Source organism: Bradyrhizobium sp. 23 (genome assembly GCF_023073295.1).
GTDB lineage: Bacteria > Pseudomonadota > Alphaproteobacteria > Rhizobiales > Xanthobacteraceae > Bradyrhizobium > Bradyrhizobium canariense_D.
This window is the reverse complement of sequence record NZ_JADPJF010000064.1, coordinates 186,157-202,147: the sequence shown is the minus strand read 5'-3', so window position 1 is coordinate 202,147 and position 15,991 is coordinate 186,157. Positions and strand designations below refer to the sequence as shown.

The 15,991-nt window shown below is 63.8% G+C and carries 14 protein-coding genes and 3 pseudogenes; 10 read left to right on the top strand and 7 right to left on the bottom strand.

The window, feature by feature from the left end; genetic code table 11:
• Positions 1-238, top strand: a pseudogene (locus IVB32_RS16060) (peptidase); the annotation flags it as partial.
• 26 nt (positions 239-264) lie between these two features.
• A complete protein-coding gene (locus tag IVB32_RS16055; RefSeq protein WP_085361712.1) occupies positions 265-1,023 on the top strand; it encodes an SDR family oxidoreductase in 759 nt (252 codons plus the stop codon).
• A 256-nt stretch (positions 1,024-1,279) separates the two neighbouring features.
• On the opposite strand, the gene IVB32_RS16050 is transcribed toward IVB32_RS16055, so the two are convergent.
• Positions 1,280-2,518, bottom strand: a complete 1,239-nt coding sequence (locus IVB32_RS16050; protein ID WP_247371593.1) for an MFS transporter — start codon at positions 2,516-2,518, stop codon at positions 1,280-1,282.
• Positions 2,519-2,676: 158 nt separating this feature from the next.
• On the opposite strand from IVB32_RS16050, the gene IVB32_RS16045 reads away from it, so the two are divergent.
• The 3 genes from IVB32_RS16045 to IVB32_RS16035 all read left to right on the top strand — a co-directional run bounded on the left by IVB32_RS16045 (position 2,677) and on the right by IVB32_RS16035 (position 6,156).
• The gene (locus tag IVB32_RS16045) at positions 2,677-3,927 is read left to right on the top strand and encodes a nucleoside transporter C-terminal domain-containing protein (protein ID WP_018455299.1); all 1,251 of its coding nucleotides are present in this window, start codon (positions 2,677-2,679) and stop codon (positions 3,925-3,927) included.
• A gap of 286 nt (positions 3,928-4,213) precedes the next feature.
• Entirely contained in the window at positions 4,214-5,671 is a 1,458-nt protein-coding gene (locus tag IVB32_RS16040; protein WP_247410723.1) for a tetratricopeptide repeat protein, read from the top strand.
• Positions 5,672-5,739: 68 nt separating this feature from the next.
• Positions 5,740-6,156: a hypothetical protein gene (locus IVB32_RS16035; RefSeq protein WP_247371586.1), complete on the top strand. Its 417-nt coding sequence runs from the start codon at positions 5,740-5,742 to the stop codon at positions 6,154-6,156.
• A 12-nt stretch (positions 6,157-6,168) separates the two neighbouring features.
• Here the strand turns inward: IVB32_RS16035 and IVB32_RS16030 are convergent, their stop codons facing one another.
• Together IVB32_RS16030 and IVB32_RS16025 are read right to left on the bottom strand one after the other, a co-directional pair.
• Entirely contained in the window at positions 6,169-6,708 is a 540-nt protein-coding gene (locus tag IVB32_RS16030; protein WP_247371583.1) for a cupin domain-containing protein, read from the bottom strand.
• 149 nt (positions 6,709-6,857) lie between these two features.
• Positions 6,858-7,145, bottom strand: a complete 288-nt coding sequence (locus IVB32_RS16025; protein WP_007611911.1) for an usg protein — start codon at positions 7,143-7,145, stop codon at positions 6,858-6,860.
• 373 nt (positions 7,146-7,518) lie between these two features.
• On the opposite strand from IVB32_RS16025, the gene IVB32_RS16020 reads away from it, so the two are divergent.
• Positions 7,519-7,833 (top strand): co-chaperone GroES, encoded by a 315-nt coding sequence (locus IVB32_RS16020; RefSeq protein ID WP_007611913.1) that lies wholly within the window; start codon positions 7,519-7,521, stop codon positions 7,831-7,833.
• A gap of 44 nt (positions 7,834-7,877) precedes the next feature.
• Positions 7,878-9,518, top strand: coding sequence for a chaperonin GroEL (gene groL, locus IVB32_RS16015; protein ID WP_085351091.1), 1,641 nt, complete (start codon positions 7,878-7,880; stop codon positions 9,516-9,518).
• Positions 9,519-9,633: 115 nt separating this feature from the next.
• On the opposite strand, the pseudogene lepB reads toward groL, so the two are convergent.
• A pseudogene (gene lepB / locus IVB32_RS16010) lies at positions 9,634-10,379 on the bottom strand (signal peptidase I).
• Positions 10,380-10,488: 109 nt separating this feature from the next.
• Entirely contained in the window at positions 10,489-11,322 is an 834-nt protein-coding gene (locus tag IVB32_RS16005) for a LysR family transcriptional regulator (RefSeq protein ID WP_247368304.1), read from the bottom strand.
• Positions 11,323-11,454: 132 nt separating this feature from the next.
• Here IVB32_RS16005 and IVB32_RS16000 point away from each other — a divergent pair, with 132 nt between their 5' ends.
• The 3 genes from IVB32_RS16000 (at position 11,455) to IVB32_RS15990 (ending at position 14,169) form a co-directional block, all read left to right on the top strand.
• Complete coding sequence (locus tag IVB32_RS16000; RefSeq protein WP_204511618.1) at positions 11,455-12,048, top strand: cysteine hydrolase family protein; 594 nt, start codon at positions 11,455-11,457, stop codon at positions 12,046-12,048.
• Positions 12,049-12,061: 13 nt separating this feature from the next.
• A complete protein-coding gene (locus IVB32_RS15995; protein WP_085361708.1) occupies positions 12,062-12,700 on the top strand; it encodes a glutathione binding-like protein in 639 nt (212 codons plus the stop codon).
• A 110-nt stretch (positions 12,701-12,810) separates the two neighbouring features.
• Positions 12,811-14,169: a caspase family protein gene (locus IVB32_RS15990; RefSeq protein WP_204511619.1), complete on the top strand. Its 1,359-nt coding sequence runs from the start codon at positions 12,811-12,813 to the stop codon at positions 14,167-14,169.
• Between the two features lie 18 nt (positions 14,170-14,187).
• Here the strand turns inward: IVB32_RS15990 and IVB32_RS15985 are convergent, their stop codons facing one another.
• On the bottom strand, positions 14,188-15,624 hold the full coding sequence (locus tag IVB32_RS15985) for an NAD-dependent succinate-semialdehyde dehydrogenase (protein WP_247368102.1): 1,437 nt from the start codon (positions 15,622-15,624) through the stop codon (positions 14,188-14,190).
• A 30-nt stretch (positions 15,625-15,654) separates the two neighbouring features.
• A pseudogene (locus IVB32_RS15980) lies at positions 15,655-15,991 on the bottom strand (hypothetical protein); the annotation flags it as partial.

Sequence of the window (15,991 nt, the reverse complement as noted above, 5' to 3'; positions counted from 1 at the left end):
GCTGAAGACCGGGCTGATCTCGATGGATTCGACCATGCGCTCGAATCTCGGCGTCGGCCTGCCGATCGACGTTCTGGTGGTGCGCGCCGACGCCTGCGAGGCCGACCTCAACCACCGCATCGAGGCGGGCGAGCCCTATTTCCACGATTTGCGCTCGCGCTGGTCGGCGGCCTTGCGCGCTGCACATCAGAACATTCCGCGGCCGCCCTACAAGATCGAAAAAGAATCCAAAACCTGACAGATCAAGAGAAAAGGCAGGAAACGATGAGTGAAGCGAAAAAGATCGCAGTGGTGACGGGCGCCGGCACTGGAGTCGGGCGCGCGGCTTCGCTGGCGCTGATGAACATAGGCTTCACTGTGGTGCTGGTCGGGCGCCGGCCTGACATGCTCGAGGAGACGGCCAAACTCGGTCCCGCGGGAAAAAGCCTCTGCGTCACCGCCGACATGACCAAGCCGGACTCGATTGCGGCACTGTTCGACAAGGTGAAGGCCACCTATGGCCGGCTCGACGTGCTCTTCAACAATGCCGGCATGGGCGCCCCGCCGGTGAATTTCGAGGATCTCAGCCTCGAGCAGTGGCAGGCGGTGGTGAACACCAATCTCACCGGCCCGTTCCTGTGCACCCAGCACGCCTTCCGCATCATGAAGGACCAGAGCCCGCGCGGCGGCCGCATCATCAACAACGGCTCGATCTCGGCGCATGCGCCGCGGCCGTTCTCGGCGGCCTATACCTCGACCAAGCACGCCATCACCGGCCTCACCAAGGCCTCCAACCTCGACGGCCGCATGTACGACATCGCGGTCGGCCAGGTCGACATCGGCAACGCCGCAACGCCCATGACCGACCGCATGGTCAACGGCCCCGGCGTGCTGCAGCCCGACGGCACGTCGAAGCAGGAGCCGCGCATGGATGCGAAGGCGGTCGGCGATGCCGTCGCCTACATGGCCGGCCTGCCCCTCGATGCCAACGTGCTGACCATGACCGTCATGGCAACCAAGATGCCGTTCGTGGGACGGGGCTGAATCAAAAAACGCGAAAACAACCCCATGCACAGTAGGCGCCCTATTGATTCATCTACGGTATTTCCGCAGTCGTCATTGCGAGCAAAACGAAGCAATCCGGACTGCTAATCACGTGCCCCGGGTGCTGCGCGGCATGAAATGACGCGCTGCTGAGCCGAGGCCCATCACTCTCCGACGTTGCTTGCGACAACATGGGTCCCGGCTCAGCGGCGCACCGCTTGCGCGCTGCACCGCGTCCGGGACACGAGACCTTCTCCTACTCCAGCCTCTCCACCTGCCGCAGGCTCGGGAACAGCTGCATCCACAACAGCGCCACCGCGACCGTGCAGACGCCGCCCAGCACGGCTGCCGGCATGGCGCCGAACAGTGCGGCGGCCACCCCGCTCTCGAACTGGCCGAGCTGGTTGGAGGCGTTGATGAAGAGGAAGTTCACCGCACCGACCCGGCCACGCATCTCGTCGGGCGTCGCGAGCTGCACCAGCGAGAAGCGGATCACGACGCTGATCGTATCGGCCGCGCCGAGAACGGCGAGCGCGAGCACCGAGAGCCACATCCAGGACGACAGCGCGAACACGATCGTTGCGACGCCGAACACGATCACTGCCTGAAACATGCGCAGGCCCACATGCCGCGAAATGGCGTGACGGGCCAGCACCATGGTCATCAGCAGCGCGCCGACCGCGGGCGCGGCGCGCAGGATCCCGAGCCCCATCGGACCGGTCTGGAGGATATCTCGGGCATAGATCGGCAGAAGCGCGGCGACGCCGCCGAACAGGACCGCGAACAGATCGAGCGAGATAGTGCCGAGGATCGCGGGATTGCCGCGGATGAAGCGGACGCCGGCGAAGATATTGTCGGCGCCCGCCATGTCCTTGGCGATCGCCTGCGGGCGCGGGCGGATGAAGCCGGTCAGGATCATCCCGAAGATCCAGAACAGCACCATGACCGCGTAGGCGAGATGCGGCGCAACCGCGTAGGCAAAACCGCCTAGCGCCGGACCGGTAATGGTCGCGACCTGCGCCGCACCGCTGGAGACGGCGGTGGCGCGCTGGAGCGAGCCCTGCGGCGCGATCGCCGGCAGCAGCGCCGCGGTGGTCGGGCTCTCGAACGCGCCGGCAATGCCGAGCACGAAGGTGGCCACGAAAATCTGAACTTCGCTGACCAAGCCGAGATAGGTGATGACGCCGAGATAGAGCGCGGTCGCTGCTTCCACGAGTTGGCAGAGCTGGACCACGCGCTTGCGCTCGTAGCGGTCGGCGGCATGGCCGGCGATGAACACCAGCAGCGCCGTGGGCAGGAATTGCACGAGGCCGACCATGCCGAGATCGAAGGCCGAGCCGGTGAGATCGTAGATCTGCCAGCCGATCGCGACCGCCGCAATCTGGCTGGAGAAACGCGACAGGCTGCGCGAGAGCAGAAAGAACAGAAAGGCGCGATGGGAGAGGAGCGCGCGGGCACTGACCGGCGGGTTTCCCGATATGGGCTGGTCTGGCATCGCCTCTTCGGTCACGCTCGGGCTATCCGGCTCCTGATGTCGACGTGCTCCGCGTGGCTGACGCGGACCTGCTTGTCAACAGCGAGACGCTTCGACAATCTCCCGGCATTGCGTTTGCAACGCAGGGGTGGCCATAATCATCGGGGTTTGGGGACATCATGCTGCGGCTGCAATCGGCACTCGGCGTTTTCGCATTGCTGTTGATCGCCTTGGTCCTGAGCGAGAATCGCCGCGCGGCCTCGCTGCGCCAGGCGGCGATCGGCCTCGTCGCCACCTTCGTCACCGCGATCGTTCTCCTGAAGGTGCCCGTCGTCGCGCGCGCGTTCGGTGCCATCAACGACGCGGTGGGCGCGATCTCGGCGGCCTCGCGCGCCGGCTCCTCCTTCGTGTTCGGCTATGTCGGCGGCGGTCCCCTGCCCTTCGACCTGAAAGCACCGGGTGCCGATTTCGTCCTGGCGTTCCAGGCGCTGCCGATCGTGCTGGTCATGAGCGTGCTGACGACGCTCTTGTTCTATTGGCGCGTGCTGCCGCCGGTCGTGCGCGGCATGGCCTGGCTGCTGGAGCGGACGCTCGGCGTCGGCGGCGCGGTCGGACTCTCGACCGCCGCCAACATCTTTCTCGGCATGGTCGAGGCGCCGCTGTTCGTGCGGCCTTATCTCGCGCAAATGACCCGCAGCGAGTTGTTCCTGGTGATGACCGGCGGCATGGCCGGCATCGCCGGCACGGTGCTGGTGCTGTATGCGACGCTCCTTGCTCCCCTCATTCCCGACGCAGCCGCCCATTTCGTCATCGCCTCGGTGCTGGGTGCCCCGGCCGCGATCCTGGTCAGCCTCATCATGGTGCCGGAGACATCCGACAAGCGCACCGCCGGCGCGCTGGAGGCTCCCGAGATGGAGGTCTCCAGCACGATGGACGCGATCGTGAAAGGGACGGGCGCGGGGATCGAGCTGCTGATCAACATCGTCGCCATGCTGCTGGTGCTGGTGGCGCTGGTCTATCTCGTCAATGCGATCCTCGGCCTGCTGCCTGATGTCGGCGGCGCTGCGATCTCGTTGCAGCGCCTGCTCGGCCTCGTGATGGCGCCGGTGTGCTGGCTCATGGGATTGCCGTGGGATCAGGCGATCACCGCCGGCAGCCTGATGGGCACGAAAACCGTGCTGAACGAGCTGATCGCCTATGTCGACTTCTCGAAGCTGCCGCCCGGCACGCTCGATCCGCGCTCGCGCCTGATCATGCTCTATGCGATGTGCGGCTTCGCCAATTTCGCCAGCCTCGGCATCATGATCGGCGGTCTCGGCGTGATGGCGCCGGAACGGCGCGAGGAAATCAATGCGCTCGGGCTGAAGTCGATCGTGTCGGGAACGCTGACGACGTGCCTGATGGGAGCAGTGGTGGGGGTGTTGACGTGAAGCTTGTGTGAGGCTGGCGCCCTCGCAGCTCCGATGGGGCGCAGCGCAATCGCGACAATCCTTCCATGTTAATCTCTTCAGGAGATTCGGCTGGAATTGATTCATGAGCAACAGCGCAGGCCAGCGGGCATTTCAAAATGCCCGGCTTCAGAAACGGCAAAAAGCCGAGCTAGGGCCGTTGCTCGCGCGCGCCCTCCAGCTGCACAAGGCGGGACTTCTCCCCGAGGCAAAGACGGCCTATCGCGAACTCCTGGAGCTTGCGCCCGACCAATTCATCGCGCTGCATTTGCTGGGCGCTTTGGAGTCTGAATCCAAAAACTATCGGCAGGCGCAAATTTTGCTGAGCCGAGCGGTGGCCTTGGATCCGCGATCTGCCGAAGCCCATATGAGCCTGGGCGTCGCGCTCAACGGGCTGAAACGTCACAATGAGGCCCGCGAGAGCTATCGGAAGGCCCTCGCCCTTCGACCCAACTACGCCTTGGCCCTGTCCAATCTCGGCAACGCAAGCGCGGCCCTTGAACTTTACCAGGAAGCGCTCGAGAGCTACGACAAGGCGCTCGCAATCGACGGAAGACTTTCCGAAGCCCATAACGGCCGGGGTTGGGCGCTCTGCCGTGTGCGCGCCTATGACGAAGCGATCGCAAGCTTAAACCGCGCGCTATCGATCAAGCCTGACTACGCCTCGGCGCTGTCGACCCGCGCCGTTGCATTGCGGGAGCTTCAGCGATTTGACGAAGCCATGGCGGATTGCAATCGCGCAATCGCCCTCGCACCCGACGACGCGAATGGATGGCTCTGGCGGGCCAGTATCTTGCTCCTGACCCGGCAAGTTGCCGAAGCATTGTCCGATTGCGAGAAGGCTCTCGCGGCCGATCCCGGCTTCTCTCAGGCCCACAGCCTGCTCGGCCAATGTCTCGCGGCACTTGGCCGGGTCGACGAAGCCCTCGCCAGTTTCGACAGAGCTCTCGACATCGAGCCTGATCAGAGCACGATCTCCAGCAAGATATTCACCCTCGATTTCATGGCCGACGCCAGCGTTGCGCAGCATCAGCAAGCGCGACATGTATGGTGGGAGCAGATCGGTGCGAAGATCGCCTCAGCAGCGGCGGGATCGCATGAGAACAGCCGCGATCCGGATCGCCGTCTGGTGCTGGGTTATGTCTCGTCGGATTTTCACACACATTCAGCGGCGTTCATTTTCAAGCCGGTCCTGCAGCACCATGATCGGGCACAGTTCGAGATCGTGTGCTACGCCTGTTCACCGAGAACGGACGCGACGACCCGTGAGTTTCAGGGGATCGCCGATCGCTGGCGCGACGCCTCGCAATGGTCCGACGATCGCCTCGCCGCTCAGATCCGCGCCGATGGCGTCGATATCCTGATCGATCTGTCCGGCCACACCAGCGGAAACCGCCTCGGTGTGTTTGCGCGCAAACCGGCACCTGTTCAGGCGCATGGCTGGGGCCACGGTACCGGCACCGGGCTGCCAACGATCGATTATCTATTCTCGGACCCGGTCGCCATTCCTGCCGCGGTTCGGCATCTGTTTGCGGAGACCATCGTTGACCTGCCGTGCTTTGTGACGCTGGCGCCGCTACCGGCCGGGATTGCGCGAGCGCCGACGCCGGCGCTTGCGAACGGCTTCATCACGTTCGGTGTCTTCAACCGCATCAGCAAGATTTCGAACGAGGCGGTGGGAGTCTGGTCCAGGATTGTCGAGCGGGTGCCGGTTCGCGACTGCTGATCAAGGATACTGCACTGGACGCCCAGCTGGTCCGCGACAATCTGCTGGCGCGGTTTGCCGCTTGCCGATTGCCGGCCGAACGCGTCGATCTGCTCGGAGCCACGTCGCGAGACGAACATCTGGCAACGTTCAATCGCGTCGATATTGGCCTCGACCCATTCCCGCAGAATGGCGGCGTCAGCACGTGGGAAGCCTTGCAGATGGGCGTGCCGGTGGTGGCGAAGCTCGGTCACAGCCTGCCGAGCCGTGCTGCCGGCTCCATCCTCACCGCGCTGGGCCTGCCGGAGTGGGTCGCGGACAGCGATGAGGCCTATGTCGAAATCGCAGCGAGCCGTGGGTTGCAGATCGGCGAGCTCGATAAGTTGCGCAGCGAACTGCCCGGACAGATCAGGGCTGCCGCCGCCGGCAACCCAATCTCATACGTGCAAGCGGTGGACGATGCCTATCGCGCGATGTGGAAACGCTATTGCAACGACGGCGGCTGATCTCCGCCTCGCCTACGCCTTCAACTCCACGGTCCTGAACTCCGCCGGCAGGATCACCTCCAGCAGCTCGACGTCGTCCGAATAGTCCAGGATCATGTGCTTGATCTTCGGCGGCTGGGTCCAGGCGCTACCTTCTTTCATCAGCGTCTCGCCCTCTCCGTCCATATAGGTCTTCACCCAGCCCTTGAGCACGTAGACCATCTGGAATTCGACGTCGTGAAAGTGCAGCTTCGACACTTCGTCCGGATTGCAGGGGCCTTGCAGCCGGATCACGTGCGCCTGCGCGAGGCCCTGGCTGGCGGCGGCGATGCCGAGGTCGCGATATTTCGCGTAGGTACGCAGACCGTCGGCTTTGAAGTCTTCCTCGCGGTGATGGCTGATCGCAATGCGCTGCTTGGGCCGCGCCGGTTTCTTGACGGATGACTTTGCCGTTGTCGTGGGGGCTTTTGCCTTCACCGCCTTGCGCGCCGTGGATCGTGCTGCGGGTTTGGCCCCGCTACGCTTCTTCACCGCGGCTTGCGATGCGCTGCGCGATTTTGCTTTCTTGGCCATGGGCGGCCTCCCCTGTTGTTATGGGGAGAGGCTAGCACAGAATGCGAAATCGCAGGGTGGGTTAGCGCTAACGTACCCACCACTTCCTTGCGCAATCTTTGAAGCATGGGGGGTTACACTGACGCTAACCCACCCTACAGCTCCGCCCTTCAATGCAGCCGGAATACGCCGTCCACCGCGCGCAACTCGGCCGGCTTGATCAGCTTGGAATGCGCCACTGTCACCGAGTGAAGCGGACCGTCGAGCTTTTCCTGCCAGAACGCCAGAAAATCCTTCAGCGCCGGAAATTTCGGAAACATGTCGTAGTCCTGCCAGACGTAAGTCTGGAGCAGCGAGGGATGATCCGGCATCCGATAGAGAATCTGCGCCGTCGTCATTCCGTAACCCAGCAGCTGTTTCCGGAAATCGTCCGAAACGGCTCCACTCCGCAAGCCCATGCCAACCTCCTTTGCAGGAGCGCATTCAAGGGGTGGCTTTCCGGTGCGCCTTAAGAGCCACCCGCTACTGATGCGCTCACATGAGAGAAATGTGACGCAAACTGACAATCCATCTCAAGCCCAAAAGTTTAACAAGCTGTTGAAATTCAATGCGTTAGCAGCAGATCTAGTTCCGTGCTAATACTGCGCCGAGCGCGATTAACGATGGAAAGAGATTTTGGCAGGCGGCGACTCCGAGTGCTATTTTTCTGCTACAAGCCCTTGCTCCCGCCAAAATCCTGCCTTATCTCAGTAGTGCCTGCGCTGGCACTCGCCGGCGCAGACTGCTAACAACCCAAAATTCCCAAATCGTGCAAAAGCTTAGGAGAACTGCATGAATTTCCGTCCGCTTCACGACCGCGTCGTGGTCAAGCGCATCGACGCAGAAGAGAAGACCGCTGGCGGCATCATCATTCCCGACACGGCGAAGGAAAAGCCCTCGCAGGGCGAGATCGTCGCCGTCGGCCCGGGTGGCCGCGACGAAGCTGGCAAGCTGATCCCGATCGACCTGAAGGTCGGCGACCGCGTGCTGTTCGGTAAGTGGTCCGGCACCGAGGTCAAGATCGACAACGTCGACCTGCTGATCATGAAGGAAAGCGACATCATGGGCGTCCTCGACGTCCCCGCTTCCAAGAAGAAGGCGGCCTAAGAGCCCCTCTCTTATCCAGTTAAACACCTAAGGAAAAAATCCAGATGGCAGCTAAAGAAGTCAAATTCTCGGTCGATGCGCGCGACAAGATGCTTCGCGGCGTCGACATTCTCGCCAACGCGGTGAAGGTCACGCTCGGTCCGAAGGGCCGCAACGTCGTGCTCGACAAGTCGTTCGGCGCTCCCCGCATCACCAAGGACGGCGTCACCGTCGCCAAGGAGATCGAGCTCGAGGACAAGTTCGAGAACATGGGCGCGCAGATGGTGCGCGAAGTCGCCTCCAAGTCCGCTGACGCGGCCGGCGACGGCACCACCACCGCGACCGTGCTGGCCCAGGCGATCGTGCGCGAAGGCGCCAAGTCGGTTGCCGCCGGCATGAACCCGATGGATCTGAAGCGCGGTATCGATCTCGCGGTCGAAGCCGTCGTTGCGGACCTCGTCAAGAACTCCAAGAAGGTGACCTCGAACGACGAGATCGCCCAGGTCGGCACCATCTCGGCCAACGGTGACGCGGAGATCGGCAAGTTCCTCGCCGACGCCATGAAGAAGGTCGGCAACGAGGGTGTCATCACCGTCGAGGAAGCCAAGTCGCTCGAGACCGAGCTCGACGTCGTCGAGGGCATGCAGTTCGACCGCGGCTACATCTCGCCCTACTTCGTCACCAACGCCGACAAGATGCGCGTTGAGATGGACGACGCCTACATCCTCATCAACGAGAAGAAGCTCTCCTCGCTGAACGAGCTGCTGCCGCTGCTCGAGGCCGTGGTGCAGACCGGCAAGCCGCTGGTCATCGTCGCCGAGGACGTCGAAGGCGAAGCGCTTGCCACCCTGGTCGTGAACCGTCTCCGTGGCGGCCTGAAGGTCGCGGCCGTCAAGGCTCCGGGCTTCGGCGATCGCCGCAAGGCCATGCTGCAGGACATCGCGATCCTGACCGGTGGCCAGGCGATCTCGGAAGATCTCGGCATCAAGCTCGAGAACGTCACGCTCAACATGCTCGGTCGCGCCAAGAAGGTGATGATCGACAAGGAGAACACCACGATCGTCAACGGCGCCGGCAAGAAGGCCGACATCGAAGCGCGCGTGTCGCAGATCAAGGCGCAGATCGAGGAAACCACCTCGGACTACGACCGTGAGAAGCTCCAGGAGCGTCTTGCCAAGCTCGCAGGCGGCGTCGCGGTGATCCGCGTCGGCGGCGCGACCGAGGTCGAGGTGAAGGAGCGCAAGGATCGCGTTGATGACGCGATGCATGCGACCCGCGCGGCGGTCGAGGAAGGCATCGTCCCGGGCGGCGGCGTCGCCCTGCTCCGTGCCTCCGAGCAGCTCAAGGGCCTGCGCACCAAGAACGACGACCAGAAGACCGGCGTCGAGATCGTGCGCAAGGCGCTCTCCGCGCCCGCTCGCCAGATCGCGATCAACGCCGGTGAAGATGGCTCCGTGATCGTCGGCAAGGTCCTCGAGAACAAGTCGTACGCCTACGGCTTCGACTCCCAGACCGGCGAATATGTTGACCTCGTCAAGAAGGGCATCATCGACCCGACCAAGGTGGTACGTACCGCGATCCAGAACGCAGCCTCGGTTGCGGCGCTCTTGATCACCACGGAAGCCATGGTCGCCGAGCTGCCCAAGAAGGGCGGCTCCGGTCCGGCGATGCCCCCGGGCGGCGGCATGGGCGGCATGGATTTCTGATCCAGCCATTCCGGCAAACGACAAAATGCGAAACCCCGGCAGCGATGCCGGGGTTTTGTTTTTCTTCGGTGGTCCCATCCCGGAGCAGCGCGGAGCCCGGAATGACAGTGGGGCTTCACCACACCTTCCCCAGCCGCTCCATGTGCGGTTCGCCGTGCTGGTCGAGCGACCAGAATATCCGCGTCACCTTGCCGACCAGATTGTCCATCGGCACGAATCCGATCGACGACATCACGCGGCTGTCACTCGAGTTGTCGCGATTGTCGCCGAGCACGAAGAAATGGCCCGGCGGCACGGTGTAGACGTCGGTGTTGTCGTAGTAGCCGTTGTCGACAAGTCCTGCGTCACGTAGGACGCGCCGTTCGGCAGCGTCTCGCGCCAGCGCTTGGCCTTCGCACCGTCATCCACGCCGCAGGTGGAGCCGGCGAATGCCTGCTTCAGAGCGACGCGCGTCACCGGGCGGTCATTGAGGATGAGTTGGCCCTGCCGCATCTGGATGCGATCACCGGGCAGCCCGACCACGCGCTTGACATAGTCGACCGCGGTGTCCTTTGGCGTCCGGAACACGACGACGTCACCATACTCGGGATCGGTGGCCCGGAAACGCCCGGAGATCCACGACGGCGCGAAGGGAAACGAATAACGGCCATAGCCATAGGCATATTTTGCAGCGAAGACGTAGTCGCCGACGACCAGCGTCGGCGTCATCGAGCCGGAAGGGATGTTGAACGGCTGAAACAGGAAGATGCGAAACACGAACGGCGGCGACCACAGCACCGGAATCAGGAGGATCAGGATGACGATCGCCTTCCATTCCCGCACTTTGGCCTGCGGGTGGATGGTTTCCTGAAGAGTGGTCATGCGCCTGCCCTGATCAAGCCCGTAGTCGTCGCGAGATTACGCAACCCTCGCGCGTACGCAATCCCATAACTTGGTCGCGCCGCGCGCGGATCGCGTTCACGGGTCGCAATCAACCGCGCGCGAGATCGCTGAAGCAGCGGCGGATCCATTCGATGGTGAGCCGCGTCGCCGGATCGCGCTTGAGATGGTTCTGCACCAGCAGCCAGACGTCGCGGCGCCCAGGCAGCAGCGTGGCGCGCAGGCGGCGATCGCCAAGTAAGTCCGCGCAGACATGCTCCGGCAACACGCCGGCGGCCTGATGCGCGCGGATCAGGTTACGGATGACGCGAACGTTGTCGGCAACGCAGCGCGCGTGGGCTTGCTTCATACGCAGGAATTGCATCTCGGGAATGGCACCGAGTTCGTCCGGATAGGCGCACAGCACCGGCTCGCCTTCGGTCGTGACAGGCTCAAAATAATAGAGCTTGACGTCACCGAGCCTGGAGATCGCGAAGTCGCCCTTGTCGGGCTTGCGCAGCCGGATAGCGAGATCGGCTTCCCAGCGCGAGAACTTGACGTTCTCGCTCGAGGTGAGGAATTGCAGCGTCAGGCCGGAATTGGCGCGCAGGAAGTCGCTCGCGCGAGGCGACAGAACCTCCTCGGCAACCGTGTTGGTGGAGGCGATACGCAGGCGTCCCACCGGGCCTGCAAGACTCTCGCCGACGCGACCGATCTCGGCGGCATGTGCGGCCATCGCCTCGACATGCGCCAGCACCGCCTCGCAACTCCGCGTCGGCCGGCGCTGGCCGTCCACCGCATCGAACAGCGGCACGCCGAGATCGCGCTGGATGCGCGCGAGCCTGCGGCCGACGGTGGTCTCGTCGATGCGCAGCCGCGCGCTGGCGCCGGCATAGGTGCCCTCGTCCCTGACCGCGGCGATGATGCGCAGATCGTCCCAGTTCATGGCGATGAGCCTAGCAGGCACGACGGGCTCCTGCAAATTTGCAGCCATATGCTGCAATAGTCCTGCACATTGGCAGGCCGCCGCCGCGCTACTGTGGCGCCATCCGATATGCCTTAGGAAGGCCCGACCCGCATGACCGCCCCAAAAACCTTGCTTGAATTGTCCGGCGCCGATCTCACTCCGCCCAGGCTCGCCGATTCCTGCCTCGTGCTAATCGACATCCAGAACGAATATTGCGCCGGGCCGCTCGCCTTGCCGGACGCGGAGCCCGCAATCGCCGCCGCCGCGCGCCTGCTCGCCCGCGCGAGGGCGAGCGGCGCTGCGATCTTCCATATCGCGCACAAGGGACGTGCCGGCAGCCTGTTCGACCGCGAGGCCGCGCGCGGCGCGATCGTCAGGAACGTGGCGCCGCTCGCCAGCGAAGCCGTGATCGAAAAGGCGCTGCCGAACGCTTTTGCCGGCACCGACCTGCAAGTCCGGCTGGCCGCAACCGGACGCACGAACATCGTGCTGGCCGGTTTCATGACCCATATGTGCATCAGCTCGACCGCCCGCGCCGCGCTCGACCTCGGCCTGCGCACGACGATCGCAGCCGATGCCTGCGCCACACGCGATCTTCCCGACGGCCGCGGCGGAGCGCTATCCGCAAGGATCATCCACGAGGTCGCCCTGGCCGAATTGTCGGACCGGTTTGCGATCATCGCACAAACCGAGACGTTGACCTGAAGGAGCGTAGGCGATGCTGCAACTCTATTTCTCACCGATGGCCTGCTCGCTTGCGAGCCGCATCGCGCTGATGGAAGCGGGCATCGAGGCCCGCTATCATCCGGTCCATCTCCAGACCAAGCAGGTCGTGGACGACGGCAGCGATTTCCTCGGCGTTTCCCCAAAGGGCGCGGTGCCGGTCCTGGTGCTGGAGAATGGCGAACGGCTGACCGAAAGCGCCGCGGTGCTGCAATACATCGCCGACCTAAAGCCGCAGGCGGGCCTTGCACCCGCCTTCGGAAATCCCGACCGGTATCGGCTCCAGGAATGGCTCAGTTTCGTCGGGGCCGAGATCCACAAGGCGTTCCTGTTTCCAACCTTCTGGTACAAGGACGACGCCTCGCTCGCCAAGCCGCGTGCAAGGATAGCGCAGACATTATCGATGCCTGCCGCGCATCTGACGGACCGCGAATTCCTCGTCGGCGACAGCTTCACCGTCGCGGATGCCCATCTCACCTGGGCTTTGCTGTTGCTCCGTCCCGCGGGAATCGACGTCGCGCAATGGCCATCGTTGTCGGCCTATCTCGCGCGCATGCAGGCGCGACCGGCCGTGCGGGACGCGATTGCGACCGAAATGGCCGTCCGCAAGACGATGGCGGCGAGCCCGGCGTGACAGGATGTCACGGCCGGGAAATCTGAGCGGTGCTCCGGCAGGGCATTGATGTCGGCGCGGCATGCGCTAATCTGGAGGGATATTTTTCGACATTTCCTTGGAAGGCATTCATGCGTGCTCTTTCCAGATTTTGCCCGGCCGGACTTTGCCTTGCCCTCCTGGCCTGCTGGCTTTCCGTTGCGCCGGCATCGGCGGAAACCCGCGTCGCCCTGGTGATCGGCAATGGCGCCTATGCCAGTACGGCGCAGCTTCCCAACCCGTCGCACGATGCCGAAGACGTCGCCGCCTCGCTCAAGCGCAGCGGCTTCGAGGTGCTCCAGGGCATCGACCTGCGCCAAGCTGACATGCAGGACCTCACCATCCGCTTCGCGCGCGCCGCGAGCAAAGCCGACGTCGCCATGTTCTACTACAGCGGCCATGCGATGCAGTACAACGGCGTGAACTATCTGATGCCTGTCGATGCCGTGCTGAGCGACGAAGCCGATTTGAAGCGCTTCGTGCGGGTGGACGACATCGTGAACGACCTGCAGCAGGCCAAGAACCTGCGCATCCTCATCCTCGATTCCTGCCGCGACAATCCGCTGGCCGAAACCTTGAAACGCTCCGCCGGCATGACGCGCGGCGCCTCGATCGGGCGGGGCCTGTCGAAAGTCGAAGCACCGCGCGGCACGATCGTGTCGTTCTCAACCCAGTCCGGGCAGACGGCGGCCGATGGCAGCGGCCGCAACAGCCCCTATACGACGGCGTTCCTGAAGCACATCGAGGAGCCGCAGGAGATCGGCGAAGTCTTTCGCGACATCAGCAGCGACGTCTACGATTCCAGCGGCAAGACCCAACTCCCGGAGCTGTCGCTGTCGATCATCGGCAAGTTCTACCTGAACGGACCGGTGTCAGTCACGGTGGCGCCGGCGGCGCCACAAGCCGCGCCCCGGGCTGACCCTTGCGCAGCAGCAGAAGCACACTGGAAGGCTGCCGACGGCATCGGCACGCTGGGCGCTTTCGAGGATCACCTCGCGAGATTCCCGAATTGCATCTTCGCCACGCTCGCCAAAGCTCGAATCGAGGGGCTGAAGCAGAAGGTGGCGCTCGCGCCGTCAGGCAACGGCCGGAGCGGCGGAAGCAAGGATTTTGACGGCAGCTGGGACGTGACGTTGAACTGCTTGGCCACCGGCAAGGCGCAGGGCTTCACCAGACCTCTGGTCGCCACCGTCACGAACGGCGTGCTTCATGCCGAGGCGCAGGGTCCGGGCAACAACATCAACCGGCTCGAGATCGACGGCCAGATCCCGGCGGACGGCAAGACCACCTTGAGCGCGCGCGGCACGACGGGAGCGAGCGCGTACACGCTGAACAATCTAGCGCCCGGCTCGCCCTACGCCTTTACGGTCGATGCGCAGTTCGATCGCACCCGCGGAACCGGCAAGCGCAACGAGGCGCGGGCCTGCAATCTGGTTTTCGTCAAACGCTAGCTGCGCATCCCCAGCCGGTCACACGCCCGTCTGGCTGATGAACTTGGTGTTGAAATAACCCTCCATCGCCTCGGTGCCGCCCTCCGAGCCGTAGCCGGAATCCTTGATGCCGCCGAACGGCACTTCGGGCAGCGCCAGACCAAAACTGTTGATCGACATCATGCCGGCTTCGACTGCCGAACCGATCGCAGCCGCCGTCTTTGCCGAGCTTGTGAAGGCGTAGGACGCCAGCCCGAACGGCAAGCGGTTGGCCTCCTCGACCACCTCGTCGAACGACGAGAAGCGTGAAATCAGCGCGAGCGGGCCGAACGGCTCCTCGTTCATGGCGCGCGCATCCTTCGGCACGTCGCTCACTACGGTCGGCTCGAAGAAATGGCCCTTGTTGCCGACGCGTTTACCGCCGGTCTCGAGCTTTGCACCCTTGCCGACGGCATCCTGCACCATGCCCTCAATGGCGGTGACGCGGCGCGGATTGGCGAGCGAACCCATTTTGGAGTCGGGATCGAGGCCGTTGCCGACCTTGAAGGCCTTGGCGCTGTCGACAAAGGTGTCGACGAATTCACGGAACACGTCATCCTGCACCAGCATCCGCGTCGGCGAGATGCACACCTGCCCGGCATTGCGATATTTTGCCGCCGCCAGAATTTTCGCGGCCGATGCGACGTCGGCGTCCTTGAAAACGATCGCCGGCGCATGACCGCCGAGCTCCATGGTGGCACGCTTCATGTGCAGGCCCGCGAGCGCATTGAGCTGCTTGCCGACATGGGTCGAGCCCGTGAACGAGATCTTGCGGATCACCGGATGCGGAATGAGATATTCCGAGATCTCCGAGGGAATACCGTATACAAGGTTGATGACGCCATCGGGCACGCCAGCGTCCGCAAACGCGCGGATCAGCTGTGCGGGCGAGGCCGGCGTCTCCTCCGGGGCCTTGACGATGATCGAGCAGCCGGCGCCGAGTGCGGCGGAGAGCTTGCGCACGACCTGATTGATCGGAAAGTTCCAGGGCGTGAACGCCGCAACCGGGCCGACCGGCTCCTTGATCGCGAGCTGGTAGATGCCCGGCCCACGCGCAGGGATCAGGCGGCCATAGGCGCGTTTGGCTTCCTCCGCAAACCACTCGATCACGTCGGCGGCAGCCATCACCTCCATCTTGGCCTCGCCAAGAGTCTTGCCCTGTTCCATCGTGAGCAGCGGCGCGATCTCGTCATTGCGCTCGCGCATGATCGCGGCCGCCTTGCGCATGATGCGGCAGCGCTCGAAGGGAGCAACGTTTCGCCAGATCTTGAAGCCGGCGCTGGCTGCGGCGAGTGCCTCGTCGAGGTCGGACCGTCCGGCATGGGCGACGGTGCCGATCACCTCTTCAGTCGCGGGATTGCGGACCTCGATCACCTTGCCCGAATGGGCCGGTCGCCATTTGCCGCCAATGAAAAGCTGGGTGTTCGAATAGGCCAACGGATTCTCCTGTGGTCGCTTTTTTCTGCGCTAGGTCGGGATGGGAGTGGCTCGGTGACAAATCGCGTCCGCCGCCTTTGTCATCTCCGGCCCAAGATAGGAGCGGAAGCGTGGCTCGGCGACCAGAGCGCCGAAATCGGCCATGCGTGTCACCCCACCGCCGGCCACAAAGAGGAATCGCCCGGCGATCTCGGCAAGGATGTCGAGGTGCCAGGCCGCCGTCGGATGCATGCAGAGCACGACCAGCCGACCCTCGTCGCGCAGCTTGCGGAAGAAATCGAGCATGAAGCCGATATAGCCATCCTGCAGGTTGAACTGCGGTTCGTCGAACAGGTGAACCAGCGGCGTCCGGGTTGGCGACGGCGCC

What these genes read in the sequence shown, in the direction of transcription:
- IVB32_RS16045 (WP_018455299.1), top strand. Translation starts at nt 2,677, where the DNA reads ATGCTGCGGCTGCAATCGGCACTCGGCGTTTTCGCATTGCTGTTGATC.
- IVB32_RS15990 (WP_204511619.1), top strand. Translation starts at nt 12,811, where the DNA reads ATGCGTGCTCTTTCCAGATTTTGCCCGGCCGGACTTTGCCTTGCCCTC.
- IVB32_RS15995 (WP_085361708.1), top strand. Translation starts at nt 12,062, where the DNA reads ATGCTGCAACTCTATTTCTCACCGATGGCCTGCTCGCTTGCGAGCCGC.
- IVB32_RS16020 (WP_007611913.1), top strand. Translation starts at nt 7,519, where the DNA reads ATGAATTTCCGTCCGCTTCACGACCGCGTCGTGGTCAAGCGCATCGAC.
- IVB32_RS16030 (WP_247371583.1), bottom strand. Translation starts at nt 6,708, where the DNA reads ATGGCCAAGAAAGCAAAATCGCGCAGCGCATCGCAAGCCGCGGTGAAG.
- IVB32_RS16055 (WP_085361712.1), top strand. Translation starts at nt 265, where the DNA reads ATGAGTGAAGCGAAAAAGATCGCAGTGGTGACGGGCGCCGGCACTGGA.
- groL (WP_085351091.1), top strand. Translation starts at nt 7,878, where the DNA reads ATGGCAGCTAAAGAAGTCAAATTCTCGGTCGATGCGCGCGACAAGATG.
- IVB32_RS16005 (WP_247368304.1), bottom strand. Translation starts at nt 11,322, where the DNA reads ATGAACTGGGACGATCTGCGCATCATCGCCGCGGTCAGGGACGAGGGC.
- IVB32_RS16025 (WP_007611911.1), bottom strand. Translation starts at nt 7,145, where the DNA reads ATGGGCTTGCGGAGTGGAGCCGTTTCGGACGATTTCCGGAAACAGCTG.
- IVB32_RS16000 (WP_204511618.1), top strand. Translation starts at nt 11,455, where the DNA reads ATGACCGCCCCAAAAACCTTGCTTGAATTGTCCGGCGCCGATCTCACT.
- IVB32_RS16050 (WP_247371593.1), bottom strand. Translation starts at nt 2,518, where the DNA reads ATGCCAGACCAGCCCATATCGGGAAACCCGCCGGTCAGTGCCCGCGCG.